Source organism: Alteromonas sp. ISO5 (assembly GCF_058105165.1).
The window spans coordinates 1,596,614-1,622,498 of record NZ_CM176572.1; the positions used below are offsets into that span (position 1 = coordinate 1,596,614).

Below are 25,885 nucleotides of genomic sequence, written 5' to 3' on the forward strand. Positions count from 1 at the left end.
ATATCCTTATGTAAGTGCAGCCCAAGCTTTTTGGCGTATAAACAAAACCCCAGAGAAAATCATAATGGCAAAAAGCAGTATCGATATCGTTATTAATACAGAAAACAGCCAGATTGACCGAATCAGATGATCAAACATTGATGGGAAGAAGTGAATAACACTAAACAAAATAATGGCGGCCACCGGAATACAAATCGATAGGTAGACAACCATTTGGGAACATAAAATGTGGTAAGGCCTGGCCCCGATATTCAATCGTAAGGAAATCTCTCGTTCCGACTTGACCAATAGTAACTTAACCCCATTTAAGCAAAATATAACAGTGCTTGTTATTAACACCAGCATGACAATCAAAGACATTGAAAGAAGTGCTACTTGTGGGGATTGTTGTTCCTTAATAAGGGCGGTGACATTAAACAGTTTTGGATTCTGAAATGAGTTGTCTATACTTTGAATCCCTGCATTAACACTTTGTAATACCTCTGGAGCAGTTGCTTTACTCCTTAGTAAAATACTTTCAAATCCTGTTACTGTAGGAACTAAACCGTAAACTAAAGATGCAGGTTTATCATCTAAACTTCCGTAATAAACATCTGCAGCTACGCCTACTACATCTATTGTTCGCGTTTTGCCGTCAACATATTTGCCAATTAGCTTTACTTGAGTAAGAGGCTGGCCATCAAAATATTTCCTATACAGTGAATCACTAATCACTACATCGTTGTACCGCCCCCATTTCATACTTTCTCCGATTAGTAATGATATACCACTAGCGTCAAAAAAATTGGGGGAAATGCTTGAGGTGAGTACAGCGGCGCTCCCCGCTCCTCCCAGGGGTTGCATAGAGGGAGTGTAGAGGTTTTCGTAAGATGAACGCCCCATCATAAATGGCATTGTTGTTAACGCTACAGAATCGATATGTTCTTGTGTAGCCAGGCTGTCTATCAGTAATTTTGGAAGTCCATTGGCATAAAACGTACCTCCTTGGCGTGGAAAGTCAAAATTGATCACGTATAAGTCAGTTGAATCAAAACCTCTATCTTTTTGATAGTAATCTAACTGAGTTTGAACAAGTTCTATTCCTCGGATAACGCTAATACAACTCAAACTCACCATTACACTGAGAATAACAAACGTTTGTAGCTTTTGTCCTCGCGACGCGGTGTTGCCTCTTCCCAGACTGGTATTCAGGAAATGAGTTTGCAAAAAAAATGTTACGTTCGACATAATAAAGAATGAAACCAGCACTAAGCCGAAAATAGTAATAAGTGTAGTAAAACCTGTGTCGGTCGTTGTATCTAGAGTTGGAATTACTAAGCTAATTAGTATTTTAGAAAGGGGAAGCATAAAAAGAAGCAAAATAGCTAAGGAAATAAAATTCAATAAATTCTCAATCGTTGATTGTAGAGTTAACTGATATCGATTTGCTCCTAAATATGTACGCAACGTCCGCTCATTTTGTCGATTTTGATTGTCATTTACTTGATGGCTCAAAAAGGCAATAAAACTAAAAACAAATAATACGGTAAACAGTTGAACTAGTCGGCCTAGGCGAGCTTGAACTTCATTATATTCCTTAACAGTATATCCAAATGCACTTGAAATTATAAGCTCTTCATTATCAGGCAATAAAAGTTGATCTTTGAAATATTGATTTATAGTATCTAAGCTTTTAGTATCCAATAAGTTATCACTTGTAATATATGATAGTACATCAGGTGATAAATCTTCGAGCGAGCTAGAAGTCAATTTTGATAGATAAATAAATGGAATAATAATATCGGCGACGTTTTTTTGTCGAAAAGATTTGAATTCGGGCCTCATAATAGCATCTACGATAACAATCTCGCCGTTTATTATGAGTGTTTTACCTAAGATAGGCTTAGACTTTAAATGATTTTTCCAAAATCCATGGCTAATTGCGATATGAATTTGTGATGTTTGGTGAGGAAAGTCTAAATTATCCAAATTCCCGAATGCAGGTGAAATTCCAAACGATTCATAATCACCTGAAAAAAAACTGGCCTCTACGTCTTTTACCTCTGTTTCACCAATCTCAACCCATTGACTCTTTTCGTAAACAATATCGTATTGAAAGTTTGGAATTGATTCTTCAGCCAAATAAACAGGAATTGGCAAATCTGAAGAGCCAATGAGTCGAATTTGCTGGACATTGCCGAGCTTGTCAACACCAATGAACTGGGGGGTGTTATAAGCTATATTTATTAGGTAAGCGTGAACATAAAATGACATTGGAAGAGCTAATAAGAATAAAGAAATCCAGAAACCAGTATTTTTCTTATACTGCTGCCACCAATTAATAGCAAAGTTTACGCCCAATCTAAGCCAAATTGGATTCACTGATGTTTCCTATTTTTTGTCTCGATTTGACCATCTTTTATAACCAATTGTTTTTCTGCTTTATTGGCGTAATTCATATCATGTGTAATCACACAGACCGTGCAGCCGCTTGCATGCAACTGCTCTAAAATGTTAAAGATAATTTCCGAATTATTACTATCGAGGTTTCCGGTCGGCTCGTCAGCCAGAATAAGAGAAGGCTGATTAACAATCGCTCTCGCAATTGCGACTCGTTGCTGTTGTCCACCAGAAAGCTGACTTGGAAACCTGTCGATAAAAGACTCCATGTCTACTTCTTTCAAAGCTTGTGACACTATGTTGCGATACTGTTTACGACGAACTGTTGGGTTGTAAGTTAATGGTAAACATACGTTTTGATAAACGGTTAGATGCCCCAACAAATTAAAATTTTGAAAAATCAGACCAATTTCCTGGTTTTTCAATCTGGCAATAGATGCCTCGGTAATATCCTGAACGTCAGTTCCGTAGAGGTAATGACTTCCCTTTGTTGGCTTATTTATCATACCTATAATGGAGAGCAGTGTACTTTTACCTGAACCTGATGTCCCAACAATAGACAAGTAATCGCCTTCCTCAATTGAAAATGAAATATCTTGGATTACTGCAGTCGTCTCATTCGGATAGCAATAACTTACTTTTTCCAAACGAATAATTTCACCCATGTAATTTACACCTAGTTAAACCAAACGCTTTGCTTTTCAATGGGTACGAATACTATTTGGTCGCCACTTTGTAGCTCCCCATCAAGCACCAAGCTATCATTATTGGCACTTATAACTTTTATATCAGTTGCGTATCGTTGCCCATCAATCACATGATGTATCTCCCAGGCTTGTTCATCAGTATAAAAATCCGGTCTTTCCACTGAGGCAATAGTCATAGGGGTAGACATATTAATTGCCGCTTTAACCGATTGCTCCATTGTTAGCCAATGGGGGAGATCATGCGGTAATTGAATTCTAACTAGAACAGCGCCCTGTCTTACGATTGGATCTACAAATTCTACCTGCCCATTAATTTGACCATTAGGTGTTTCAACTGTAGCAATGTAAGACTCGCGAATTTTGTCGCCCAGGTATTGTGGTACGGTAATCTCAGCGACCAATTGTGTATTGTCAACGATGTCTAATAGCTTTGCTCCCTCAGTCACAGCTTCCCCTTGAGTAATAGGGAGTTCTCTTAAAACACCGGCGATAGGTGATTCTATTATCAAAGAGTCGATCCGTTTTCTGTAGTATAAGACTCTATCAGTTGCTGCTTGCTGCTGTGCCAGTAAAGCGTCCTGCTGATTCTTTACTGTTGGTTCCATTAAGGTTAGCCGATGTTCAAGATTGTTAACATCCATTTGGGCCTGTTCGACGGTTAACTTTAACTGTTCGAACTTAATTTTAGATATGATCCCTGACTCTTTGAGCTTTTCATTTGCTCTTAATTCTAACTGGACACCTTTTAAAACTGACCGAGATCGCGCCAAATCTGATCGCAATGCTTCCAACTCTAAATCTAACTGACTATGCTGATAGTTTGTTTGGGCTATTATTTCGTTTGCAGTAAATTCCGCTTCCCGAGATTCTCTTAATAGACTGGGGTTATTAATTTGAATAAGTGGTTGGCCTAACTCTATCGATTGACCTTGCTTAACAAAGATCTTTTCGACGATCCCGGATTCGTTAGCTGATAATACGCGATGGTTAACTGCAGTAATTTTTCCATTACCCCGAGCTACTGAAGGTTGCTCAGTGATAGAAACAGTAAACTTTTTTTGTGTATCGATATCAGCGTCTGACTTCAAATACAAACTGAATACGATGCCACAAAAACAAAGTAAAAAAACTGGGATTAGAAATTTTCTCTCAGTAAAGAATGTGTGTTTCTTTGTTTTAATTAAATCATGCACCCGAAAAGGACTCCCGAAATAAATTTACCTGTTATTAAACTTTAAATACTAGGTACACCAGGTTCAGGTACAGGTGGCGTTTGCTCTGGGTGGCAAATTCTTATGGTGATACACCTCCCTTCTGAATCACATTGCGTAGAATTAAAACAACCGGCTACCGCAGCAAATGATGCAATAGCAATTGTCGCTCCAATAATCAGTTTTCGTAGATTTGATGCAGATTTTTTGATTGATAATTTCCTTATATTAAATGAGAGTCCTTCCCTGATGCTTTTTTAATATATTGGCTAAGTAGCTAGGCGTCAACATTACAAATGTTAGTTCATACGCGTCTACAGCTTTGGGCCGAATTATCTGATGTAAATATTTTCATAGGCTTCACAACAGTACACCTATTCTTGTTAGGCATGATACGGCAATACCATTATCATCAAAAACATATGAGTTATCTGCGTTCGACTATCCGCGAATTCAACTCCGAAGTGCAGCGTTCTTCTAATCGCGACGCATTGTACGAGATTGCCCAGTGCACCAGTTTCCATGCCTAGATAAAGCGATATCTGTCCGCACCATTATAATGAACTTTAGGCTCCTGCAGGAAAAGGACAAGCTAACTCGCATGTTACTTAAGAGGGTCAATCAATGGCTATCGGACTGCGGTGTGCCGAAATACTGCCAGGGGCGAGGAAACTTGCCTTGAACAAGCTTCGTGCGGAGACAACCAGAAAAGTGAGTGTGCTATGGAAACAGAAGCGTGCGCAGGGTAGCACTGATTACTTGAAAAAGATGTTAGCGGCAGGTTTGGTAGCGTTGAACGATATTTGAGCGCTTATGCTCTCGTCCTGACTACCGGGGCCGTTAGTTAAATATAAAAAAGCCCGACCAAATTGGTCGGGCAAAAGGGCTTGGTTAAGCACCTAACGACAGAAACTGTCTACGCTTCGATGATGGCTTTCATATCCGTCATGTAACCGCGTAATTCTTTACCAATGGCTTCAACGCCAGTGTTGCGAATCGCTTCGTTAACTTCGGTAAGACGCTTGTTGTCTACCTGGTTAGACGTTACGCTCAGCCCTTTACCGATTACGCTGGTATCGATGTTTGGCATGAACTTCTCGCGCAGTAATGGTACTGCCGCGTTCGCAAATAAATAGTTACCGTATTCTGCTGTGTCTGAAATTACCACGTTCATTTCGTACAGACGCTTACGCGAAATAGTGTTCGAAATCAGTGGTGTTTCGTGCAGTGATTCGTAGTAAGCCGACTCTGGCAGGATGCCTGCTTCAACCATTACGTCGAAGGCCATCTCTACACCGGCTTTAATCATTGCTACCAGCAAAATACCGTTGTCGAAGAATTCTTGCTCTGAGATTTCGCCGTCGTAAACCGGGGCATTTTCAAAACCGCTTTCGCCGGTTTCTTCACGCCATTTCAGCAGGTTTGCGTCGTTGTTTGCCCAGTCGGCCATCATAGTGCGGGAAAATTCACCGCTGATGATGTCGTCCTGGTGTTTTTCAAACAGTGGGCGCATCAGAGAAGTCAGTTCTTCTGACAAATCATAAGCTTTTAACTTCGCTGGGTTAGACAGGCGATCCATCATGTTGGTTACGCCGCCGATTTTCAGCGCTTCAGTAATGGCTTCTAAACCATACTGGATTAAGGCTGCTGCATAGCCGGCATCAATACCGTCAGCAGTCATTTTCTCAAAGGCCAGAATCGCTGCAGTCTGTTGCATACCACATAGGATAGTTTGCTCACCCATCAGGTCAGACTTCACTTCTGCAACAAAAGACGATTCCAGAACACCTGCACGGTCGCCACCAGTGGCGCTTGCCAGTGCTTTAGCGATTGGCCAGCCTTCACCTTTCGGATCATTTTCCGGGTGAACGGCAATCAGTGTTGGTACACCGAAACCACGCTTATATTCTTCACGTACTTCAGTACCCGGGCACTTAGGCGCACACATAACCACAGTAATGTCGCTACGGATTTGCTGACCTTCTTCAACAATGTTGAAACCGTGTGAGTAACCTAAGGTTGCGCCTTCTTTCATTAAAGGCATTACTGCTTCGACTACACTGGCGTGCTGCTTATCAGGTGTCAGGTTATAAACTACATCCGCAGTGGGGATCAGATCCTGATAGGTACCTACTTTAAAACCATTGTTAGAGGCGCGTTGGAATGAGTCTCGTTTCTCATCAATCGCAGCCTGACGCAGCGCATAAGCGACGTCTAACCCTGAATCACGCATGTTGAGTCCCTGGTTAAGGCCTTGTGCACCGCAGCCAACGATGACAATTTTTTTACCTTTAAGAAACTCACAACCATCAGCAAATTCGTCGCGATTCATAAAGCGACAACGACCTAACTGGTCCAGTTGCTGACGTAAAGACAGAGTGTTGAAATAATTAGCCATAAAAAAATAATTTCCGAACTTCTTTTTGTCGTTATCCCGTTGCTTCATACAGCAGGGATGACCTCGTCACTGACGACTTGTAGCAAACAATACGCTACCCCTTTCGTTTTGAAAAATGATATATTTGCAAAACAGTGTTGCAAAAAGTGAAATCACCATGGATTTTCGCAGTCTCCAACTATTTAATCATCTCGCAAAAAGCTTACATTTTGGTGACACGGCGGAAGCCATGTTCGTCTCACCATCGACGCTGAGCAGGGTGATTCAACGCCTTGAAGAAGAGTGTGGATGTGTATTGTTTAAACGCGATAATCGCTCGGTGGCACTCACCCATGGCGGCCATAAATTACTGAATTTTAGCGAACAAGTGCTGGGCGAGTGGCAACAGGTCAGGCAAGAACTGCGTGACGATGGTAAGGCCCTGCAGGGGGAGTTAAGCCTCTACTGTTCCGTGACTGCCAGCCAGAGTCATTTGCCTGCCGTTCTGTCTCGTTTTCGCCAGCGTTACCCCGGTGTAGACATCCGACTGGTGACTGGTGATCCAGGGCTTTCAATCGAACATGTGAAGCATAAAAAATCGGATGTGGCTATTGCCATTCACTCTCCGGACTTTCCCACCGACCTGTGTTTTTCCGGCCTGGACTTTGTTCCCCTGGTATTAATTGCACCCCGTGACAGGCGATTGACCCAACTGGCACAGGTTGACTGGCGGGTCAACCAGGTGATATTGCCAGAGCAAGGGCCGAGTCGGCGGATTGTGTATCATTGGTTTGCCGAACATGGTATTCGGCCAAATGTGTATGCTTCTGTAGGCGGCAATGAAGCCATTGTTTCTATGGTGGCGTTAGGCTGCGGCATTGGCTTTGTGCCCCAGGTAGTGCTTGACCACTCCAGTATGTCGTCCAGTGTTACTCGTATTCAGGTAGACGATATCGGCTCCTACGAGTTGGGGCTGGCTTGTTTACAGGAACGCCGACATGAGCCGTTGATCAACGCGCTGTTTCAGCTTGAATTAAACTGACGAATTAAATTATCCAGCGCCCGGTACCCCAACGCTTCGCCAATATGGTCGGTGTTAATCTGCGCCTGGTTCTCAAGGTCCGCAATAGTTCTGGCTACCTTAATGGTGCGATGAAATACCCGCATGGACAGCTTTAGTTTTATGGCAGCGCGCTGTAAAAAGTCCTCGGTTGTCGCTGGCATTGCACAATAGGTGCTGAGCTCCGCTACACTCAACGCGGCGTTGCTTTTGCCTTGGCGCCGCTGCTGAATTTCATGGGCCGCCATAACTTGTTGTCTGGCCGTCACCGCTGAATCCTCACCCGACAAAGGCGGTGCAAACGCGTAGGAGCCCGGCCTGCGCACTTCAATCTGTATATCAATACGGTCGAGTAACGGGCCTGAAAGCTTACTTAAATAGCGCTGAATCTGTTGAGTGGTGCTGCGCCCGTCATCGATATCCCCGGTCGGACTGGGATTCATAGCCGCTAATAATTGAAACCGGGCGGGATACTTTGCCTGACCAGAGGCGCGGGAGAGACAAATATCGCCCGTCTCCAGCGGTTCGCGCAGCACTTCCAGCGCCTGTCGACCGAACTCAGGCAGCTCATCTAAAAACAATACACCATTATGCGCCAGCGACACTTCGCCTGGTTGCGGGTGAACACCTCCGCCAGTCAGCGCAATCGCCGAGCAAGTATGATGGGGAGAACGAAATGGCGGTGTTAACCAGTCTTCGGTGTCACGCTGTTCACCTTTTACCGAATACAGCGCGGCAGTGGCCAGTGCTTGTTGATGAGTAAGTTGCGGTAACAAGCTTATAAGGCGACTGGCGAGTAGGCTTTTTCCGGTGCCTGCCGGCCCTACCATTAACAGATTATGCGAACCCGCTGCCGCAATGCAAAGGGCTCGTTTAGCCTGCTGCTGACCGATGATGTCATCCCAACGTGGGCTCGGTGGTGGCAGGATAACGTTATTTTGGGTGTGTTTAAGCTCAAGCGTTTGTTGCCGAGTGAAGTGCAAAAAAATATTCAGCAGTGTGGCTGGCTGCAGATATTCCAGGTTATTCACTAACTGAATTTCCGCTTCGTTACCTGCGGGAAGCACCAGGGTATGGTTGTCTTCTGCACAGCGCATAGCTACCGGTAGCAAGCCGGGCACCGGGCGAATATCACCGTTTAAGCTAAGCTCTCCGGCAACTTCAGTGTTATTAAACGGGGTCTGTTCAACGAGTCCCATGGCTATCAGTATCCCTAACGCGATGGCCAAGTCATAGCGTCCGCCGCTTTTGGGGATATCAGCCGGTGCCAGGTTTACCGTGATACGCCGGGCCGGATATTCAAACCCGCTGTTTATCAGGGCACTGCGCACCCGTTCTTTGGCTTCCTGCACGGCGGTTTCAGCCAGACCGACTAACTTAAAGGAAGGCAGACCGTTGGATAAGTGCACTTCCACCTTTACTTTTGGTGCGCTGATCCCGGCGGCACCGCGGGTATATACAATTCCCATTCCCATGATGTTCTGTACTGTTCCGGCGTTTTATAGAGCAGTGTAGTGAGGATGGGCGTGTGAGAATACTGAGCCTTAGTGCAGATTCGTCGAAGAATTGGTTGGTTTGGTCGGTCAAAAGGTTAATTTTTATGCCCTGCCCTTGATCAGGCCCCGGGATCCGTGGTATTTCTACGCCCCTGAAAGGACAACGTTACAGCCAAGCGTTAAGTATCCTTTCAAAAGCCAGCCAAAAACTTCCGAATCTGTGTCTGTATCTCGTTATTGTCAGCCGATAAACTATTGGCGATAACGGTATTAATTATTCCGTGCAAATTGCACCGCGAGTGTCGTAGCGCTAAACGCGCACCTTATTGCACGAGTTTACACTGTTTATCTGCGAAAAATGCCGCTGTGCATTGGGTCGCGAGTCCGCGTCATGTATCATCTGACGCGGTATTAATTATGGTGGCCAGTTAACAACCGGCTACTCTTTACGGGTTATCTGAAACCCGCTTGTTCTTAAGGAAACGTCATGGCTAAGCAACTTGCTGATTATATCTGGTTTAACGGTAACATTATCCCCTGGAAAGAGGCTACCGTTCATGTAATGACTCACGCTATTCACTACGGTTCATCAGTCTTTGAAGGTGTGCGTGCTTACAACACACCAGATCAGGGTACCTGTGTATTCCGTTTACAGGAACACACCCGTCGCTTGTTCGACTCAGCCAAAATCTATCGCATGAACATTCCATACACGATGGATGAATTAAATCAGGCGCTAATGGATATCATCGTTAAAAACGATCTTAAATCCGCTTACATCCGTCCGATTGCTTTCTTTGGTGATATTGGTATGGGCATTAAAGTGCCTTTGGATGCTGAAGCAGAAGTATCGATTGCGGCCTTTGAATGGGGCGCTTATTTAGGTGAAGAAGCGCTGAAAAACGGTGTTGATGCCGGTATTTCTTCCTGGAACCGTCTGGCGGCTAACACTATGCCGACTGGCGCGAAAGCGGGTGGTAACTACCTGTCTTCACAGCTTATATCAATGGAAGCCCGTCGTCACGGTTACGGCGAAGGTATTGCCTTGGACCGTAACGGTTACATCAGTGAAGGCGCTGGCGAAAACATCTTCGTGATCCGCGATGGCGTTATCAGCACTACGCCTAAAACCGCGGCAATCCTGCCGGGTATTACCCGCGACACGGTCATGACGCTGGCCAAAGAACTGGGTTATGAAATCCGCGAAGAGAACATTCCGCGCGAAGCCATGTATCTGGCCGACGAGATCCTGATGTGCGGCACCGCTGCCGAAGTCACGCCGGTAAACAGTGTTGACGGCATTACCGTTGGTAAAGGCGGTCGTGGCCCGATCACCAAAGAAATTCAAGACATGTTCTTCGGCTTGTTTAACGGCAAAACCGAAGATAAATGGAACTGGTTAACCCCGGTTTATAAATAAGATATACCCCCACGGGACGAGAGTTTTTTATGCCTAAGTTAAGATCTGCAACCACAACACAGGGACGCAACATGGCCGGAGCGCGCGCTTTATGGCGGGCCACCGGTATGAAAGACGGTGATTTTGGTAAGCCTATTATTGCCATTGCCAACTCCTTTACCCAGTTCGTGCCAGGCCACGTTCACTTAAAAGACATGGGCCAACTGGTGGCCCGAAGTGTTGAGGCTGCAGGTGGTGTGGCAAAAGAATTCAATACCATCGCCGTAGACGATGGTATTGCCATGGGCCACAGCGGTATGCTGTACAGCCTGCCGTCCCGTGAAATTATCGCCGACTCGGTTGAGTATATGGTGAATGCGCACTGCGCCGATGCCATTGTATGTATCTCTAATTGCGACAAAATCACGCCGGGAATGTTAATGGCGGCCATGCGTCTGAACATTCCGGTGGTGTTTGTATCCGGCGGCCCGATGGAAGCCGGTAAAACCAAATTGTCTGACCAAATCATCAAGCTCGATTTGGTCGATGCCATGGTGGCTGCTGCCGACGATAAAGTGTCAGACGATGACTCCAATGAAATCGAACGTTCAGCGTGCCCGACCTGCGGCTCTTGCTCTGGCATGTTTACCGCTAACTCCATGAACTGCTTAACCGAAGCCTTAGGTCTTTCCTTACCGGGCAACGGTTCTATGCTGGCTACTCACGCCGACCGTGAAGGCCTGTTTAAGCGTGCCGGTGAACTGGTCGTTGAGTTGTGTGAGCGTTGGTATAAAAACGATGATGCCTCTGCACTGCCGCGTAATATTGCTAATTTTAACGCCTTTGAAAATGCTATGAGCCTGGATATTGCCATGGGCGGTTCTACTAATACCATCCTGCATTTACTGGCTGCTGCGATGGAAGGTGAAGTGCCGTTTACCATGGCCGATATCGACCGCTTATCACGTAAAGTGCCGCACTTATGTAAGGTTGCACCTTCTACCCCGCAATATCATATGGAAGATGTGCACCGTGCCGGTGGCGTACTCGGTATTCTCAACGAACTGAACAAAGGCGGCTTACTGCATGGTGATTGTGCCCACGTACTGGGCAAGCCCATCGAAGGCGTTATTGCCGAGTGGGATATCACTAACCCCGACAATGCCGATGCCAACACCTTTTACCGGGCAGGCCCGGCCGGTATTCGTACCACCAAAGCGTTTAGCCAGGATTGTCGCTGGGATGAAGCCGACGCCGACCGTGCCAAGGGTTGTATCCGTGATTTAGAACACGCATACAGTCAGGAGGGTGGTCTGGCCGTGCTGTTTGGTAATCTGGCAGAGAATGGCTGTATTGTGAAAACTGCCGGCGTGGACGAGTCCATTCTGACATTTACCGGTCGCGCCCGTATTTATGAAAGCCAGGACGAAGCCGTTGCCGCAATCCTGAACGATCAGGTAGTTGCCGGTGATGCGGTCATTATTCGCTACGAAGGCCCGAAAGGCGGCCCGGGCATGCAGGAAATGCTCTATCCGACTTCCTATCTGAAGTCTAAAGGCTTAGGTAAAGATTGCGCACTGATCACCGATGGCCGTTTCTCAGGCGGTACGTCGGGGTTATCGATTGGTCACTGCTCGCCAGAAGCCGCCAGTGGCGGTGGTATTGGTTTAGTGCAGGAGGGCGATACCATTGAGATCGATATTCCTAACCGGACCATCAATATTGCCATTACCGATGCAGAGCTACAGGCCCGTCGTGCTGCGATGGAAGCCAGTGAACGTCCATGGCGACCGGTAAGCCGTCAGCGTGAAGTTTCACTGTCACTGAAAACCTTTGCCATGCTGGCTACCAGTGCCGATAAAGGCGCAGTAAGAGACCCATCCAAACTGGAAGATCTATGACCGTTACCGATCACGAATACCTGAAAAAAATCCTGTTAGCGCCGGTTTACGACGTGGCGGTTAACAGTGATTTGGTATTGTTATCGCGCTTAACCGCCGAACTGGGCAACGACGTCTTTTTAAAACGTGAAGACCAGCAACCGGTTAAGTCGTTTAAACTACGCGGTGCGTACAACCGTATCGCCAGTTTGTTGCCTGAGCAGTTAGAGGCAGGTGTTATTGCTGCGTCGGCGGGTAACCACGCCCAGGGCGTGGCATACAGTGCCAATATGAAAGGCATTAACGCCACTATTGTGATGCCGGAAACCACGCCGGATATTAAAATTGAAGCGGTACGCCGTTTTGGCGGCCAGCATGCAAACGTAGTGCTGCATGGCACCAACTTTGATACCGCCAGTGCTCATGCCCGGGTACTAAGCGCTGAGCATGGGTATACCCTTATCCCGCCGTTTGACGATCCGGATGTGATTGCCGGGCAAGGTACCATTGCCCGTGAACTGCTTGAGCAAAACCCAAACCTCGATATTTTGTTCATCGCCGTTGGCGGTGGCGGGCTAGCGGCCGGTATCTCGGTATACCTTAAGCAGTTAAAACCTGAGATCAAAATTATTGCCGTAGAGTCGGAAGAATCCGCCTGTTTTAAGGCAGCTAAAGACGCCGGTGAACCAACCAGCTTGAGCTCAGTGGGCATTTTTGCTGATGGTGTGGCTGTTAAACTGATGGGTACCGAAACCTTCCGCCTGTGTAATCAGTACGTCGATGAGATCATGACAGTCACCAACGATGAAATCTGTGGTGCCATTAAGGACATATTCGACGATACCCGGGTGATTGCTGAACCCGCCGGGGCTATGTCGGTAGCGGCGATCCGCAAATACGTTAAGCAAAACGACATTCAGGGCAAAAAGCTGGGTGGCATATTGTGTGGTTCTAACACCAATTTCCATACCCTGCGTTATGTGTCTGAACGTTGTGAGTTAGGTGAACAAAAAGAAGCCGTGTTTGCGGTGAAGATCCCGGAACGCCAGGGTGCCTTCAAGCAGTTTTGTGAATGTCTCGGTGGCCGTACGATTACTGAGTTTAACTATCGATATGCGTCGCAGAGCGAAGCGCATATTTTTGTTGGCATTAAACTGCGTGGTGGCAAGGCTGAATTTGAAGCCCTCACAGCAGAGCTCGGTGATAAAGGTTATCAGTGCTTTGATCTGTCAGACAATGAGCTGGCCAAACTGCACGTTCGTCATATGGTGGGGGGGCGTCCGCCAACCATCCTTAATGAAGTGGTATTCAGCTTTGAGTTTCCGGAATACCCTGGAGCGCTGCTTAACTTCCTGAGTACCCTGGGTGAACGCTGGAACATTACCTTGTTCCACTACCGTAACCACGGGGCGGCAGAAGGGTTGGTGCTGGCCGGATTCGATATCCCGCCAGAAAGCCGCGCGGCATTTGATGAGCATGTAACCGCGCTCAACTATACCTGCCAGGATGTCACTGACAATCCGGCTTACCGGTTCTTTTTATCAGAACCTAAGTAACCCCTAAGCAAATTCAATACCCGGCACCTGCCGGGTATTTTTGTCGGGGTGTATTTTATTTGATTAAAGAATAGCCAGAAAACGCAGCGCACTCTATACTTAGACGAGTTTATGTTCATAAGGAGTGTGACATGTTTAACCCCTTTTCATTTCCACCTTTCGCCTGGAATATGCCCTTAAGTGGCAATGTAAAAGATATTTCGCCGGTCACAAGTTGGTTTACCGAATGGTTTTCACCCCAATACGAAATCAATATTGCCGGCAATGCGGCCCTTGAAAAACAAGTTATTACCAAAGCGGCCAGTTACGGCAAGCAGCTTGGTAAGCTGACCGATGCGGTGCTTGAGATTGCCGAGGGTGAGCCTGGTGAAGCGGTAGATGCTCTTAGGACCATGGCTAAAGAGATTGAAGCGGTTAAAAATAAAACGCTGCTCGATACCATCGAGGCCGACCTGGCTACACTCAAAAGTCAGGATCAAGCGGCCTACCAGGAACTGGTAAAGCGTCTCTCTCCCTAATCATAAAAACAAATCAAATTAATCAGTTTTAATTATTTTTATAATTTTATACTGTCAGTCATACTCTGCCCATCGATTAAGTGTAGAGGAAAGTCTGATGCAGCAAATCATTCATCACCTGCTAAACCGCAAGCCCGCCACCAATCATGAGCAACCGCAACGCGATTGTAATTTCCGTGACAACTATTATGGCGATCAACTATGCAAAGACGCTGTGACGGAACAGCCACCTAACGCTTAGCCGGAGGCGGTAATGTTACTGATATTACTCACCGCTACGTTGTGTTGTATTCCGTTGTGCTTATCGGTGTCTTTCACCAGTAAAACCCGTACCCGACTGTATCAGGATGCTGCCAGGCGGGGTGATCTCACCTTGTTAAGATACTTTAGCCATACCGGCAATGATATGGCGCTGCAGGCGCACGAAAGAAAGGCTGCATTAAGCGTTGCCAGACAGCACAACCATCAACAGGTGCTCGCGTTTCTCACGCAGTCTGACTGATATTTGTGAACGATTTAATTGTGTTATCCCAACCCTTGCTTTCTCTGTAAGCCATGGCGGGAAATGCTTCCCGCCATTCTTTTTTCCAATCGCTCATCGAGCACCTTTACTTTCATAATCTTATGTGGGATAAAAAGTATACAGAATAATATTTAGGCGTAGTAACCAACGTTTATAATGGCGTTGCGGCAGCACAGCCCGGGATCTTCATGCACAAAACGCGATTGCCCTCTCTGACTGAAATTCTCATACTCACCGCTGCGTTTCTGGCCATTATTTTTGTGGCAGTACATCATCTGGGGTTACCTATTCAACTGGCGTTTATTGGCTGTTGGTTTGTAGTGATGGGCTTTGGGAAATACCTTGGTTATGACTATCATCATCTGCAAAAAGGCGTTATTGCAGGTGTTAACCAGGGAATGGATGCGATTTTGATCCTAATCGCCGTTGGCGCCCTGATTGGTAGCTGGATGGCTGGTGGTATTGTGCCCAACATTATTTACCTTGGGCTGTCGGTAATGGACCCGGCCCTGTTTTTACCGGCGGCCTTTATTATTTGTGCTATTACCTCATTGGCAACAGGTACCTCGTTTGGTACCGCTGGCACGGCGGGGATTGCCATGATGGGCATTGGTGCAGGTTTCGATTTACCGCCAGCGCTGGTGGCGGGGGCCGCTGTGTCAGGCGCTTATGTGGGTGATAAACTCTCACCGCTTTCCGATACTACTGTAATGACAGCCTCAATGTGCCAGGTAAATCTTATCGCGCATATTAAATCCATGCTGTATGTGAGTGTGCCGGCCTGCATTATTACTGGTATTGCTTTTTTGCTGGTGGGCCTGGGCTTTGAGCACGATGGTGGTACCGGCACCGCTCAACAGGTGATGAATGCCATTGCCATCCACTACACCATTGGCTGGTATATGTTGCTACCGGCATTGATTGTGATTGGTTTGTTGATGATGCGCCTGCCGTCGTTCCCGGTTATCTGCCTGGGAGCGTTGCTCGGTGTAATCTGGGCGATGATGTTTGAACAGGCTTCACTGGTTAGTGCCTTCGAAAGTTTATATACCGGCAACTTTATCGATACTGACGTTGAGTTTTTGCAGATCCTGCTCAATCGAGGCGGTATCACTTCTATGTTATCGGTGATCCTGTTGGTCATTCTGGCACTGGGACTGGGTGGACTGATGGAGTCTATTTGCGTGTTAAAGGCGGTGTGTAATGCTTTGCAACACTGGGCCACCACCACTGGCCGATTGGGGCTTTCCACCATGCTAAGCGGTATTTTAGGCAATGCGCTCGGCGGCGCGGCCTATGTATCGATAATGACCGCTAGCACCATTACCTCGCGAAACTACGAGCAAATGGGCATTGATAAACGGGTACTTTCGCGCAATGTTGAATCCGGGGGGACGGTGACCACTCCTATGATCCCGTGGACTGACGGAGGTATCTTTATGGCCACTACGCTGGGGGTCAGCACGCTGAATTACCTGCCGTTTTTGTGGTACCACTGGCTGGTACTCGGTATTGCGCTGTTATACAGCTACGCGGGCTGGTATCACTTTGCACCCGTTCAGTATGAAGCCGATGGCACGCCTGAACCTCAGTCGGCAAGCTAACGCTGACTGCTGACCAGATAAATACCGTGCAGAGGTGAACCTGAAACGGTAGGTTGGATTGTCGAATCTCAGTCATGCTCACTACAAAATTACAATGCCTTAAGAACGCTATATACTTCCTGACTATCACATTTCGCCTGAGGATTTATTTTGTTCACTGCCAACCTAGCTTTGGAGAAAGCGTATCAGTTTTCCCGGTTCGATAGTGCTAATCCACTTTCTACATGTTCAGCACACCCTATTTTTCTGGAGGACCAGAACTGGCTGACCTGCGAACATTATGTTCAGGCAAAAACATTACGCAGCGCCCGGCAAGCCAGTAAAGTCGCCACTCTCCCAACCGGTGAAAAAGCAAATGCCTATGGGCATGCCTGGTATCGTGGCAAAATCGCTGACTTTAAAATCACCGCACCGATACTGATGAAGCGTGCTTTGTACACCAAAGTACAAATGTATGATGAAGTCCGCGAAGCACTGTTAGCAACGGGTGACAGGTTGATGATCGAAACTTCACAATATGATTATTTTTGGGGCATTGGTCGCGATCAACGTGGCCTGAATCATATCGGTAAAGCGTGGATGGATATTCGTCTGAAACTGCTTGCAGATTAACCCTTAAACCTTATAGCCAGGGGCGCCTGTGAAACTGAAAAAGTACACAAAGCAAGGCTGACAGTGTCGAAGAATAGACGTTGGGTTGTGCAAAGATGCCCGGCGTCCGTCATGGCTACTTATTTTCACCACCCGGTAACTGCTCTCGTACCGATGATATAAATTCCTCACTTTCACTGGCCGGTGAGCCCCCTTCCGACAGTGAGTTCCACATGTGAAACAAACCGACGGTATTTGGTACTTCTGCTACGGATTACTTGCTTCAAATCCGGCCTCCCAACCACACTATAGGCTCATTTGAGAGAGTTAGCCGACAGGAGAACGGGTATATGGCCACCCCCGATTTTGGATTAACCAATAAGGTTGCTTTAGTGACTGGTGCCAGTCGTGGCATTGGTCAGGCGCTGGCTACAGGGTTGGCAGCTGCCGGTGCCAAAGTGATTTGTGGCAGTAGTCGTGAAGGTGGTTGTGCAGACACCGTCAGTAAAATTACTGATGAAGGTGGTGAGGCCTCACAACTGTTTGCTGATCTGTCTGACGCCGCAGCTGTGAAGGCACTGGCTGACAAAGCCAGGGGCGTGTATGGCGAAGTGGATATTCTGGTTAACAATGGTGGCACCATCTATCGCAGCCCGGCGGTGGAGTTTCCGTTGGAGCAGTGGCAACACGTGTTGCAGGTAAACCTTGATGCCACCTTTATCTTGTGTCAGCAGATTGGCAAGGACATGGTAGCGCGTCAGCAGGGCAAAATTATTAATATCGCGTCCATGCTCAGCTATAGCGGTGGTATTACGGTGCCGGCTTATACGGCCAGCAAGCATGCGGTGGCAGGGTTAACCAAGGCCTTGGCCAATGAATGGGGTCAGCACAACGTGCAGGTAAATGCTATCGCGCCGGGTTACATCCGTACCGATAATACCCAGGCTCTACAGGACGATACTGAGCGTAGTAATGAGATTCTCAAGCGCATTCCGGCTGCCCGCTGGGGCGAAACATCAGACCTACAGGGGGCAGCCGTATTTTTGGCCAGCGCCGCCAGTAACTATATTAATGGGCATATACTCGCCGTCGACGGCGGGTTCCTGGCCCGATAGCAACGAATTGATTTAAGGACTTACTATTATGTCTAACAAAACTGAATACGAAGTCAGGTATGCAGTCGGGCAGCGCGAAGTAAAAGGCTACGACACAACTGAACTGCGCGATACCTTTCTGGTCGACAAACTGATGACACCGGGCAAGGTTTACTGGGTTTACAGCCATTACGAGCGATTCATGCTGGGCAGCGCCGTACCCACCGATTCGCCGTTGGTGCTGGAAACGCTGGATGCTCTGAAAGCCGAACACTTCCTGGATCGGCGCGAGCTGGGCATTATTAACATCGGTGGTGACGGCACAGTGGTGGCCGATGGCGAAGAGTTTAGTCTGGCCCGGGAAGAAGCGCTGTATCTCGCCAAAGGGAATAAAGCAGTCACTTTTTATTCCAATGATCCAGCGAAACCAGCTAAGTTTTATTTAAATTCAGCGCCGGCCCATCATGCTTACAGCAACAAAAAAATTGGTAGGAGTGATGCCAGGGTGTTGCATCTTGGTGGGCAGGAAACTTCCAATGAACGGAACATTAATCAGTTAATGATTAACACCGTGGTGGAAACCTGTCAGTTACAAATGGGACTCACCCGCCTGCTGCCGGGCAGCGTATGGAATACCATGCCTGCTCACCAGCACGACCGCCGTAATGAAGTGTACTTCTATCTCGATCTCGACGAAGGCCAGACGGTCTGTCATATCATGGGGGAACCCCACGAAACACGGCATATCTTTGTACAGAACGAGCAGGCTGTGTTATCTCCACCCTGGTCTATTCATTGCGGTGTGGGAACGTCAAATTATGCCTTTATCTGGGGCATGGCGGGTGAAAATCTTGATTATGGCGACATGGACAGTTACCCACCGGATCAACTCCGTTAGTAGCTATTTAGTCTGAGTTCTATACTATATTAACGATCTAACCCGGAAGTGATTATGGAACGTTATCTGATCCCCAGTGTTAACCATGCCTGTCAGATTTTCAGAACCCTGGCTAATGCGCCGGAGGGCATGACCATGCACGAGATGGAGGTGGCGCTGGAGTTACCCCGTACTACGTTGTTTCGGTTATTACGTACTTTGTGCAATGAACAGATGCTGGAAAAACGGGGTAAACGCTACTTTTGCGGCACTGATCTGATGAAGCTCGGGTTACATATTATTAACTCAGATCGAATGCATCAGTTGGCGATCCCGCACATTCAACGCCTGGCGCTAAAAAGCGGTCACACAGCCCATCTGGCCGTGCCCAATAATGGCAGTATTCTGATTGTTGAAGTGGTGGATAGCCCTAACCCCCTGATGGTGTCCAAACGCCCTGGAGTGCAGGCCCAGTTGCATTGTTCTGCAGGAGGCAAAGTGTTTCTGGCGTTTCTGTATTACGACAACCTGGAGTTAATCCTGCGGGAACATCCGATGGAGAAGCATACCGAGTACACCATTACCGACATCGATAAACTTCGTGAAGAGCTCAAGCGAGTTGAAGCCCTAGGTTATGCGGTAGACGAACGTGAGTACAATAAAGATGTGCGTTGTCTGGCGGTGCCGGTGAGAGACAACCGTGGCGTAGTAGTAGCTTCTGTGGGGGTTACCGCGCCTGCCGTGACGTTTCCAACATCACAAATCCCCGCTGTAGCTGAATTCGCCAAGGAGGCAGCTCGTGGGATCTACCGCGATACCTACCAGTTATCAGAAAAGCGCCTGGGCGCTTAGGGTTTTCGCTCATCCGCAGGTATTTCGCAGATAGTTATCTGATAGCGGCTGAGTAAAAAGCCAAGCAGAAGGAAAATAACCCCTGCCACGCTCATGGCCAATACGGCATGAAATGCATGGCTGGTGAAGCGATCGGTGACTTCTCTGATCACTTCGCTGCTTAGCACTACCTTGCTTTGTTTTAAGCCGATACGGGTATATTGCTCGTTTTGAATATCGTGCAGGTTGAACAGGTAATCAGAGGTACCGTTAGTCATGGATGAGACGTAAAATGCCTGAATGAAAAGTAAAATGCCAGCGGCGAAAAAGAATGTACTTATCCCTTTGATATTGATAGAGAGATTCACCATTGTGCCTCCTTGCACAGTTCGACTGAAGTGTTGCTTTGTTCCTAAAGCTATAAGCGGCTAATCCTGCCGCGCGTTAAATATAGTCCAAAACACGCTAAGTTCTCCAGTTTCCGGTGCGTAAAAATTGCCAATTTCGAAGGTGCTGACAGCAATGGTCGGGTTAAAAGTTTGAGCGACGCGGCGTTATTGGGTAGTCTCTGGTTAATTCAATTTTTCTAATGAACAGCATGATAAAAACACTTATTCTGAGCAGCGCACTGCTTTGTACGTTTGCCAGCGTCGCAGCTACCCCAACGAATATCGGTAATAGCATCAATCTGGATAATTATCGACAGGCTGTTAAAACCCTTGCCAGCGATGAGTTTGAGGGGCGCGCACCGCTTTCTGACGGCGAAACAAAAACCGTGGCCTATCTGGAAAAGCAGTTTCGTGAGATGGGTTTACAGCCGGCATTTGGCGATAGCTATATCCAGCCAGTGCCATTGGCCAAAATTACCGCCAGTCAGGACATGTCGTTATCTGTTGGAGATACCACTTTTGACAATGGCGAAGACTTCGTTGCCCGTACCGAACGCATCACAGACGAAATAACGTTGGAAAATGAGGTGGTGTTTGTCGGCTATGGTATCAATGCGCCGGAATACCACTGGAATGACTATGCCGGGGTCGATGTGAAGGGCAAAACCGTGGTCGTGTTGGTTAACGATCCAGGGTTTATCTCCGGAGATAAAACTTTCTTCAACGGGCAGGCCATGACTTACTACGGTCGCTGGACCTATAAATATGAGGAGGCCGCCCGGCAGGGGGCCAAAGCCGTTTTTATTGTTCATGAAACCATGGCTGCAGGTTATGGCTGGGGCGTAGTAAAAGCAGGCGGCACGACGGCTAAATACACTCTGGTAGACAAGAATAATAACCAGTCGAAAGTTGGTGTGATGGGCTGGATGACACTGCGCGCAGCCGAAAAAGTGTTTGCCGCATCAGGTTTGGATTACCGACAGGTTAAAGCTCGGGCGGGCAAGCCAGGTTTCGCCGCCATCGATCTGCAGCAGCAGGCCAAACTGATGCTGCGCAACACCATAGAGCACAAGGCATCACAAAATGTAGCAGCGATTCTGCCCGGCCATCAAGCGCAGGATGAATGGGTAGCCTTGCATGCGCACTGGGATGGCTTGGGTAAAGGTATGGAGAATGGCCAGGAGGTGATTCTCAATGGTGCCGTGGACAATGCTTCTGGTGTGGCCGGAGTGTTGGAACTCGCCAGAGTATTTAAGCAACAGGCCGAAGTAACCCCCTTCAAGCGTACGCTGATGTTTGGCGCTTTTACTGCTGAGGAAACGGGGCTAATTGGTGCTGAACATTTTGCTAAGCACCCGCCGGTGCCGGCAAAGAATATTGTGGCATTTTTAAATATTGATGGCATGAACGTGAATGACGCCACACCTTATATACTGCAATATGGTGAGAATGTGTCTGAACTGGAAGACTATGTAGCCCGAGTGGCTAAAATCCAGGGGCGCGTTGTTAAGCCTGACCCGCGGCCGCAGAATGGGTTGTTTTTTCGCTCTGATCACTTTGCGGCGGCCCGCCAGGGGATCCCCGCTTACCTATTCATGAGCCTGGGCGATACCGACCCGCAATTTATCGCCAGCCGCTATCATAAATCCGGCGATGACTACTTCGATAGCTGGACGCTAGGCGGGGTGGTTCAGGATCTGGACCTGATTGGTCAAATTATGACTGAACTTGCCACTAACGGCGATTGGCCTGACTGGAAAGCTGACTCGTCCTTTAAAGAAGCGCGGATCGCTTCAGGGCGCGGGGTTTCCCCAGACGAAGATTAACCGGTTGGGGTTGACTGTTTGCTGAACTGAATGGCCATGGTCCGAGGGGCGATGGCCTGCATAGCTATCAGGATCAACTTAGATAGCTTCAACCGGTTGTCTGGCCGGGTCGGAGTAGTTTCATGCGGGCCAGGAAAGCCGGAACGCTATCGTCGCCCTCCGCCGGGGCCCAGTCAGCAAAGTCTTTATCTTCAGTGATTTCGTAGGGCCCTTGTTTCACTTCAACAAAGGTAACCGGTTGAGTGCACACGGTGGCGTGCCAGGTATTCGGCGGTATTTCCACACCCAGGCAATCACTGCCCGGGCCCAGCGCAAGGCGCTCTGTCAACACACCGTGATCATCAAAAAATAGCAGCTCAAGGCAGCCATCCACCACCATAAAGAACTCCCATTTATGCGGCTGGCTGTGGCGGTGTGGCCTGACATAGGAGTCGGGCAGCATACAAACAAACAGCCGTTGTACCGGCTGCTGGTAGTTGTCATGCACATTGTGATGCGCGCGACGGCGCGGACTGGCTTCCGCCCGGGCTCTTAATTCACTGAGTAACTCGATATCAAATTTTTTCATCGGCACCAGCTTCCCTGTCGGCCTGAAGAATATCCTGCTGTAAATGCTGCACGATCTCCGGCCAGACCAACGCCATAATGTCTTTACGCAGGGCCGAGGCTTCCTCAGAATACTTCAGGCTGCCGTCTTCGTCTGCATCCAGCCAGTGGTTGTCCCGTAACGCGCTGATAAAACTCGACAGCACATTTTTATCGTAAAACTCCGGTGAGTGCATGCCATATAGCTTGGATAAACGCTCTGCCACGGTTTTACTTTCCCGCTCCAGGGCATTGCGGCTAATCGATTTGTCGCGTTTAAGAATGGTTAGTACTACTGCATAGCGCTGCAGGGTTTCCTGCATACAGCGACTCAACAGCCAGCTTGAATGGAATTGTTCGCTATCGGCTTCCGGAAACGCCAGATAACGTCCTTTTTGCTGCAACATGCCGGTTTGTCTGAAAGCATCAATCAGCTGCGCGGTGTAGGCCAGTGCCTCATCCTGCGACATGTGTAGGAAAAGCTCGCGCTGCAGCAGCGGGTAAAGTGCCGCAATTAACTGCAGAATGTTGTTTTTCTCCAGTTTGCCATGGGCAAAAATAGCGGTCATCACAATACCTGGCAACGCGAATAAGTGAATAATATTATTCCGGTAGTAAGTCAGAAAGACCGCGTTATCCGGCATTGGGCTAATCAGAGTGCCGTAGTTATCTTCGCTGACCTGCAATCGCTTTAACGATAAAACGTGATCGAGCAGCGCGTCGGCATCTTCCTTAGGCAGGGTAGCATTAGCACTGTAAGGGGCTTGTTCAAACAGGGCGAGATAATCGCGCATTGCCTGTGCCAGTTCAGTTTTACTCATGGTCTGGGTTTTTGATGCCAGCAAACACAACGCGGTGAGGGCCATACCATTAATCGCGGCCGCGCTGTTTACCCGGGTCATTAATTCGTTGGCCAGGCCGTTAACCGTCGGTGTCAGCCAGGCGGGCTTTTTCTCGGGGTTTAACGTCTGACTCTCACGCCAGTTCGGGGCCTTGTTGTCGAGAAATTGATGGAGTGGCAGCGGCTCGCCGAAATTTACAAAGCCGTGGCCGTAATTCTTGAGCTTCTTAATGGCTGAAAAAACCTGCCAGTTGGACTCTTTCTTTTTCGCGCCGCCCTTAAGCTCACTCAGATAGCTTTTCACTTCCATGACGTTTTCGTAGCCAATGTACACCGGCACCAGACTGATTGGACGGTTTACGCCTTTTACAGCGGCCTGAATGGTCATGGCCAGCATGCCGGTTTTAGGTGGTATCAGGCGCCCGGTGCGGCTGCGGCCGCCTTCCGGGTAATACTTAACGGCGTAGCCTTTTTTAAACAGTAACTCCAGATACTCACGGAACACCGCCGTGTAGAGCTTGTTACCGGCAAAACTACGGCGCAGGAAGAATGCGCCGCCGCGACGGAAAATGCCGCCTACCGGCCAGAAGTTAAGATTAATGCCAGCTGCGATATGCGGTGTGACCAGGCCTTCATGGTAGATCACATAGGTAAGCAACAGATAGTCCATATGACTTCGATGGCAGGGCACGTAGATGATTTCGTGGCCATTATTGGCCAGTTCGCGAATACGGTTGGCGTGGCCAACGCTGATGCCGTTATAAATTTTGTTCCAGATCCGGGTTAATAGGCGGTCACCAAAACGGATAAGCCCTTCCCGATAATCTGCGGCAATCTCAGTCAGGTAGCCTGCAGCAACCTGGCGAGCTTCATCGGCACTGAGTTTTTTGGTGCGCATTTCTTCGCCAATGGCATTGCGGACCATTTCGGAGCCGAGCACCGCATTATTCAGTTCCTGGCGTTCCAACAAGGTTGGGCCGGTCATGGCCTGGCGTTTACGGTGAAAGTGAGTACTAGCTACTCGGGAAAGTTTATGGGCCAGCTTTTCATCGGTGCTGTGCTGGTCGGCCATTGCCCGTGATGACACCGCCTGGCTGTAGCTGATAAAGGTGTCGCGACCCAAAAACAACACGATAAAAAATTTGCGTAACCAACTCGGTGCGGCGGACAGGGTGAGTAAGTCCGCCAGGCCGGGTTTGCCTTTGCCTGGTGCCCTGCCCCAGGTGATAAAAACCGGCACCACCTGAACATCCAGTTCGCTATGATCGCGATGTAAATGAAACAGATCGGTAAACACCGGTTCAATATCGGTGTTCTGATTTCGTTTGCGCAGCAGTGCCTCAGTGCGACGCAAGAACAGGCTGCCCGGATAGCTCTTATTCGCCAGTGTCACCGATTCCGTGGGATCTGGCAGGCCGAGACGTTGTGCGGACATTTGCAATGCCAGTTGGTCAGTTACCGAATCTGACGGTAGCAAATAGATGATAGGGCGCGATTTATCGATGCCAAGCTCACTCTCAACATCAGAAGGAATACTGTTGGTTTTCACCAGCCACTTAACCGGGAGACGAAACACGTTAAGCAAAGCCTGACGCATCCAAGTCATGAATAGGGTGTCCTGTTTAATGAAATACCCACATAGTGTATCACGATTTCAGGCAGTGATAGTCTGCCTGACCATGCTTGCTGTTAATCCTTCAGTTTTATAGCCAGTGCGCCGCTGGTACTGACTAACGCGGTAGCAGCAGTGCCCCAGATCCAGTCTATCAAGGTAATGGGTAACGGCCAGTCGGCGACAATGGAATAATTGGTCAGGTTATAGGCACCATAAGCCGTGGCACCAACCACTGCGCCGTTCAGAAACGCTTTCGCCAGGTTCTGCCGGGCCGGTAGCACCGCCAGATATAAACCCGCAGCGCAATAGCCAATGTAAAACACCAGCCATGGCCAGGTAATAAAAGGATCGCGCAACAAGCTGGAGAGACTGCCGAAATACCATTGATTTGCCACCACGCCAAGCCACACGCCATCGAGCACACCAAACACCAGCAGCATTGTGACATAAGCCACTAACAGCTGAGTAAAACTGATTTTTGAAGCATAAGGGGATGTCATGGTATTTCCTTGTATGACGGCGTTCC

At 48.1% G+C, this 25,885-nt stretch carries 22 protein-coding genes and 1 pseudogene; 14 read left to right on the forward strand and 9 right to left on the reverse strand.

Annotation, left to right across the window (positions count from 1 at the left end):
- Window positions 1-6: 6 nt before the first annotated feature.
- Genes AC2T0J_RS07260 through AC2T0J_RS07270 form a run of 3 tightly spaced genes read right to left on the reverse strand, consistent with a single transcriptional unit; the run spans window position 7 to window position 4,279 of the window.
- Window positions 7-2,361, reverse strand: coding sequence for an ADOP family protein (locus tag AC2T0J_RS07260; protein WP_489809469.1), 2,355 nt, complete (start codon window positions 2,359-2,361; stop codon window positions 7-9).
- Complete coding sequence (locus AC2T0J_RS07265) at window positions 2,358-3,044, reverse strand: ABC transporter ATP-binding protein (protein ID WP_489809470.1); 687 nt, start codon at window positions 3,042-3,044, stop codon at window positions 2,358-2,360. Before AC2T0J_RS07265 ends, AC2T0J_RS07260 begins: the two co-directional genes overlap by 4 nt.
- A gap of 11 nt (window positions 3,045-3,055) precedes the next feature.
- Window positions 3,056-4,279, reverse strand: a complete 1,224-nt coding sequence (locus tag AC2T0J_RS07270) for an HlyD family secretion protein (protein WP_489809471.1) — start codon at window positions 4,277-4,279, stop codon at window positions 3,056-3,058.
- A gap of 503 nt (window positions 4,280-4,782) precedes the next feature.
- Between AC2T0J_RS07270 and AC2T0J_RS07275 the strand changes: the two are divergent.
- A pseudogene (locus AC2T0J_RS07275) lies at window positions 4,783-4,943 on the forward strand (IS5/IS1182 family transposase); the annotation flags it as partial.
- A 270-nt stretch (window positions 4,944-5,213) separates the two neighbouring features.
- Here the strand turns inward: AC2T0J_RS07275 and ilvC are convergent.
- Entirely contained in the window at window positions 5,214-6,695 is a 1,482-nt protein-coding gene (gene ilvC / locus AC2T0J_RS07280) for a ketol-acid reductoisomerase (RefSeq protein ID WP_489809472.1), read from the reverse strand.
- A gap of 157 nt (window positions 6,696-6,852) precedes the next feature.
- On the opposite strand from ilvC, the gene ilvY reads away from it, so the two are divergent.
- On the forward strand, window positions 6,853-7,716 hold the full coding sequence (gene ilvY, locus AC2T0J_RS07285; RefSeq protein ID WP_489809473.1) for an HTH-type transcriptional activator IlvY: 864 nt from the start codon (window positions 6,853-6,855) through the stop codon (window positions 7,714-7,716).
- Here the strand turns inward: ilvY and AC2T0J_RS07290 are convergent.
- A complete protein-coding gene (locus tag AC2T0J_RS07290) occupies window positions 7,698-9,209 on the reverse strand; it encodes a YifB family Mg chelatase-like AAA ATPase (RefSeq protein ID WP_489809474.1) in 1,512 nt (503 codons plus the stop codon). The two genes, ilvY and AC2T0J_RS07290, sit on opposite strands and share 19 nt — an antisense overlap.
- 508 nt (window positions 9,210-9,717) lie before the next feature.
- Here AC2T0J_RS07290 and AC2T0J_RS07295 point away from each other — a divergent pair.
- The 11 genes from AC2T0J_RS07295 to AC2T0J_RS07345 all read left to right on the forward strand — a co-directional run bounded on the left by AC2T0J_RS07295 (window position 9,718) and on the right by AC2T0J_RS07345 (window position 20,124).
- On the forward strand, window positions 9,718-10,650 hold the full coding sequence (locus tag AC2T0J_RS07295; RefSeq protein WP_489809475.1) for a branched-chain amino acid transaminase: 933 nt from the start codon (window positions 9,718-9,720) through the stop codon (window positions 10,648-10,650).
- A 29-nt stretch (window positions 10,651-10,679) separates the two neighbouring features.
- A complete protein-coding gene (gene ilvD, locus AC2T0J_RS07300; RefSeq protein WP_489809476.1) occupies window positions 10,680-12,530 on the forward strand; it encodes a dihydroxy-acid dehydratase in 1,851 nt (616 codons plus the stop codon).
- On the forward strand, window positions 12,527-14,065 hold the full coding sequence (ilvA, locus tag AC2T0J_RS07305) for a threonine ammonia-lyase, biosynthetic (RefSeq protein ID WP_489809477.1): 1,539 nt from the start codon (window positions 12,527-12,529) through the stop codon (window positions 14,063-14,065). The genes ilvD and ilvA overlap by 4 nt, the downstream gene beginning before the upstream one ends.
- A gap of 131 nt (window positions 14,066-14,196) precedes the next feature.
- Window positions 14,197-14,583 carry a hypothetical protein gene (locus AC2T0J_RS07310; protein WP_489809478.1) on the forward strand — a complete coding sequence of 129 codons (387 nt, stop codon included), beginning with the start codon at window positions 14,197-14,199 and terminating at the stop codon, window positions 14,581-14,583.
- A gap of 97 nt (window positions 14,584-14,680) precedes the next feature.
- Entirely contained in the window at window positions 14,681-14,824 is a 144-nt protein-coding gene (locus tag AC2T0J_RS07315; protein WP_489809479.1) for a hypothetical protein, read from the forward strand.
- A gap of 12 nt (window positions 14,825-14,836) precedes the next feature.
- Window positions 14,837-15,085, forward strand: coding sequence for a hypothetical protein (locus AC2T0J_RS07320; protein ID WP_489809480.1), 249 nt, complete (start codon window positions 14,837-14,839; stop codon window positions 15,083-15,085).
- Window positions 15,086-15,294: 209 nt separating this feature from the next.
- On the forward strand, window positions 15,295-16,710 hold the full coding sequence (nhaC, locus tag AC2T0J_RS07325) for a Na+/H+ antiporter NhaC (RefSeq protein ID WP_489809481.1): 1,416 nt from the start codon (window positions 15,295-15,297) through the stop codon (window positions 16,708-16,710).
- 150 nt (window positions 16,711-16,860) lie between these two features.
- The gene (locus tag AC2T0J_RS07330; protein WP_489809482.1) at window positions 16,861-17,322 is read left to right on the forward strand and encodes an NADAR family protein; all 462 of its coding nucleotides are present in this window, start codon (window positions 16,861-16,863) and stop codon (window positions 17,320-17,322) included.
- A 329-nt stretch (window positions 17,323-17,651) separates the two neighbouring features.
- Window positions 17,652-18,416, forward strand: coding sequence for a 2-dehydro-3-deoxy-D-gluconate 5-dehydrogenase KduD (kduD, locus tag AC2T0J_RS07335; protein WP_489809483.1), 765 nt, complete (start codon window positions 17,652-17,654; stop codon window positions 18,414-18,416).
- Window positions 18,417-18,444: 28 nt separating this feature from the next.
- Window positions 18,445-19,293 carry a 5-dehydro-4-deoxy-D-glucuronate isomerase gene (gene kduI, locus AC2T0J_RS07340; RefSeq protein ID WP_489809484.1) on the forward strand — a complete coding sequence of 283 codons (849 nt, stop codon included), beginning with the start codon at window positions 18,445-18,447 and terminating at the stop codon, window positions 19,291-19,293.
- 54 nt (window positions 19,294-19,347) lie between these two features.
- Window positions 19,348-20,124 carry an IclR family transcriptional regulator gene (locus AC2T0J_RS07345; RefSeq protein ID WP_489809485.1) on the forward strand — a complete coding sequence of 259 codons (777 nt, stop codon included), beginning with the start codon at window positions 19,348-19,350 and terminating at the stop codon, window positions 20,122-20,124.
- On the opposite strand, the gene AC2T0J_RS07350 is transcribed toward AC2T0J_RS07345, so the two are convergent.
- The gene (locus AC2T0J_RS07350) at window positions 20,121-20,474 is read right to left on the reverse strand and encodes a hypothetical protein (protein WP_489809486.1); all 354 of its coding nucleotides are present in this window, start codon (window positions 20,472-20,474) and stop codon (window positions 20,121-20,123) included. The two genes, AC2T0J_RS07345 and AC2T0J_RS07350, sit on opposite strands and share 4 nt — an antisense overlap.
- A 227-nt stretch (window positions 20,475-20,701) precedes the next feature.
- Here AC2T0J_RS07350 and AC2T0J_RS07355 point away from each other — a divergent pair, with 227 nt between their 5' ends.
- Window positions 20,702-22,318, forward strand: coding sequence for a M28 family metallopeptidase (locus AC2T0J_RS07355; RefSeq protein ID WP_489809487.1), 1,617 nt, complete (start codon window positions 20,702-20,704; stop codon window positions 22,316-22,318).
- A gap of 88 nt (window positions 22,319-22,406) precedes the next feature.
- On the opposite strand, the gene AC2T0J_RS07360 is transcribed toward AC2T0J_RS07355, so the two are convergent.
- From AC2T0J_RS07360 to AC2T0J_RS07370, 3 genes are all read right to left on the reverse strand, one after another.
- The gene (locus AC2T0J_RS07360) at window positions 22,407-22,886 is read right to left on the reverse strand and encodes a WbuC family cupin fold metalloprotein (protein ID WP_489809488.1); all 480 of its coding nucleotides are present in this window, start codon (window positions 22,884-22,886) and stop codon (window positions 22,407-22,409) included.
- Window positions 22,873-25,350, reverse strand: coding sequence for a glycerol-3-phosphate 1-O-acyltransferase PlsB (gene plsB, locus AC2T0J_RS07365; protein ID WP_489809489.1), 2,478 nt, complete (start codon window positions 25,348-25,350; stop codon window positions 22,873-22,875). Before plsB ends, AC2T0J_RS07360 begins: the two co-directional genes overlap by 14 nt.
- 83 nt (window positions 25,351-25,433) lie before the next feature.
- Window positions 25,434-25,859, reverse strand: a complete 426-nt coding sequence (locus AC2T0J_RS07370) for a DUF2177 family protein (RefSeq protein WP_489809490.1) — start codon at window positions 25,857-25,859, stop codon at window positions 25,434-25,436.
- Window positions 25,860-25,885: the final 26 nt, after the last annotated feature.

What these genes read in the sequence shown, in the direction of transcription:
- ilvY (WP_489809473.1), top strand. Translation starts at nt 6,853, where the DNA reads ATGGATTTTCGCAGTCTCCAACTATTTAATCATCTCGCAAAAAGCTTA.
- AC2T0J_RS07360 (WP_489809488.1), bottom strand. Translation starts at nt 22,886, where the DNA reads ATGAAAAAATTTGATATCGAGTTACTCAGTGAATTAAGAGCCCGGGCG.
- kduI (WP_489809484.1), top strand. Translation starts at nt 18,445, where the DNA reads ATGTCTAACAAAACTGAATACGAAGTCAGGTATGCAGTCGGGCAGCGC.
- AC2T0J_RS07370 (WP_489809490.1), bottom strand. Translation starts at nt 25,859, where the DNA reads ATGACATCCCCTTATGCTTCAAAAATCAGTTTTACTCAGCTGTTAGTG.
- AC2T0J_RS07355 (WP_489809487.1), top strand. Translation starts at nt 20,702, where the DNA reads ATGATAAAAACACTTATTCTGAGCAGCGCACTGCTTTGTACGTTTGCC.
- AC2T0J_RS07265 (WP_489809470.1), bottom strand. Translation starts at nt 3,044, where the DNA reads ATGGGTGAAATTATTCGTTTGGAAAAAGTAAGTTATTGCTATCCGAAT.
- AC2T0J_RS07320 (WP_489809480.1), top strand. Translation starts at nt 14,837, where the DNA reads ATGTTACTGATATTACTCACCGCTACGTTGTGTTGTATTCCGTTGTGC.
- AC2T0J_RS07350 (WP_489809486.1), bottom strand. Translation starts at nt 20,474, where the DNA reads ATGGTGAATCTCTCTATCAATATCAAAGGGATAAGTACATTCTTTTTC.
- AC2T0J_RS07295 (WP_489809475.1), top strand. Translation starts at nt 9,718, where the DNA reads ATGGCTAAGCAACTTGCTGATTATATCTGGTTTAACGGTAACATTATC.
- AC2T0J_RS07345 (WP_489809485.1), top strand. Translation starts at nt 19,348, where the DNA reads ATGGAACGTTATCTGATCCCCAGTGTTAACCATGCCTGTCAGATTTTC.
- AC2T0J_RS07290 (WP_489809474.1), bottom strand. Translation starts at nt 9,209, where the DNA reads ATGGGAATGGGAATTGTATATACCCGCGGTGCCGCCGGGATCAGCGCA.
- plsB (WP_489809489.1), bottom strand. Translation starts at nt 25,350, where the DNA reads ATGACTTGGATGCGTCAGGCTTTGCTTAACGTGTTTCGTCTCCCGGTT.
- ilvC (WP_489809472.1), bottom strand. Translation starts at nt 6,695, where the DNA reads ATGGCTAATTATTTCAACACTCTGTCTTTACGTCAGCAACTGGACCAG.
- AC2T0J_RS07315 (WP_489809479.1), top strand. Translation starts at nt 14,681, where the DNA reads ATGCAGCAAATCATTCATCACCTGCTAAACCGCAAGCCCGCCACCAAT.
- ilvD (WP_489809476.1), top strand. Translation starts at nt 10,680, where the DNA reads ATGCCTAAGTTAAGATCTGCAACCACAACACAGGGACGCAACATGGCC.
- ilvA (WP_489809477.1), top strand. Translation starts at nt 12,527, where the DNA reads ATGACCGTTACCGATCACGAATACCTGAAAAAAATCCTGTTAGCGCCG.
- nhaC (WP_489809481.1), top strand. Translation starts at nt 15,295, where the DNA reads ATGCACAAAACGCGATTGCCCTCTCTGACTGAAATTCTCATACTCACC.
- kduD (WP_489809483.1), top strand. Translation starts at nt 17,652, where the DNA reads ATGGCCACCCCCGATTTTGGATTAACCAATAAGGTTGCTTTAGTGACT.
- AC2T0J_RS07310 (WP_489809478.1), top strand. Translation starts at nt 14,197, where the DNA reads ATGTTTAACCCCTTTTCATTTCCACCTTTCGCCTGGAATATGCCCTTA.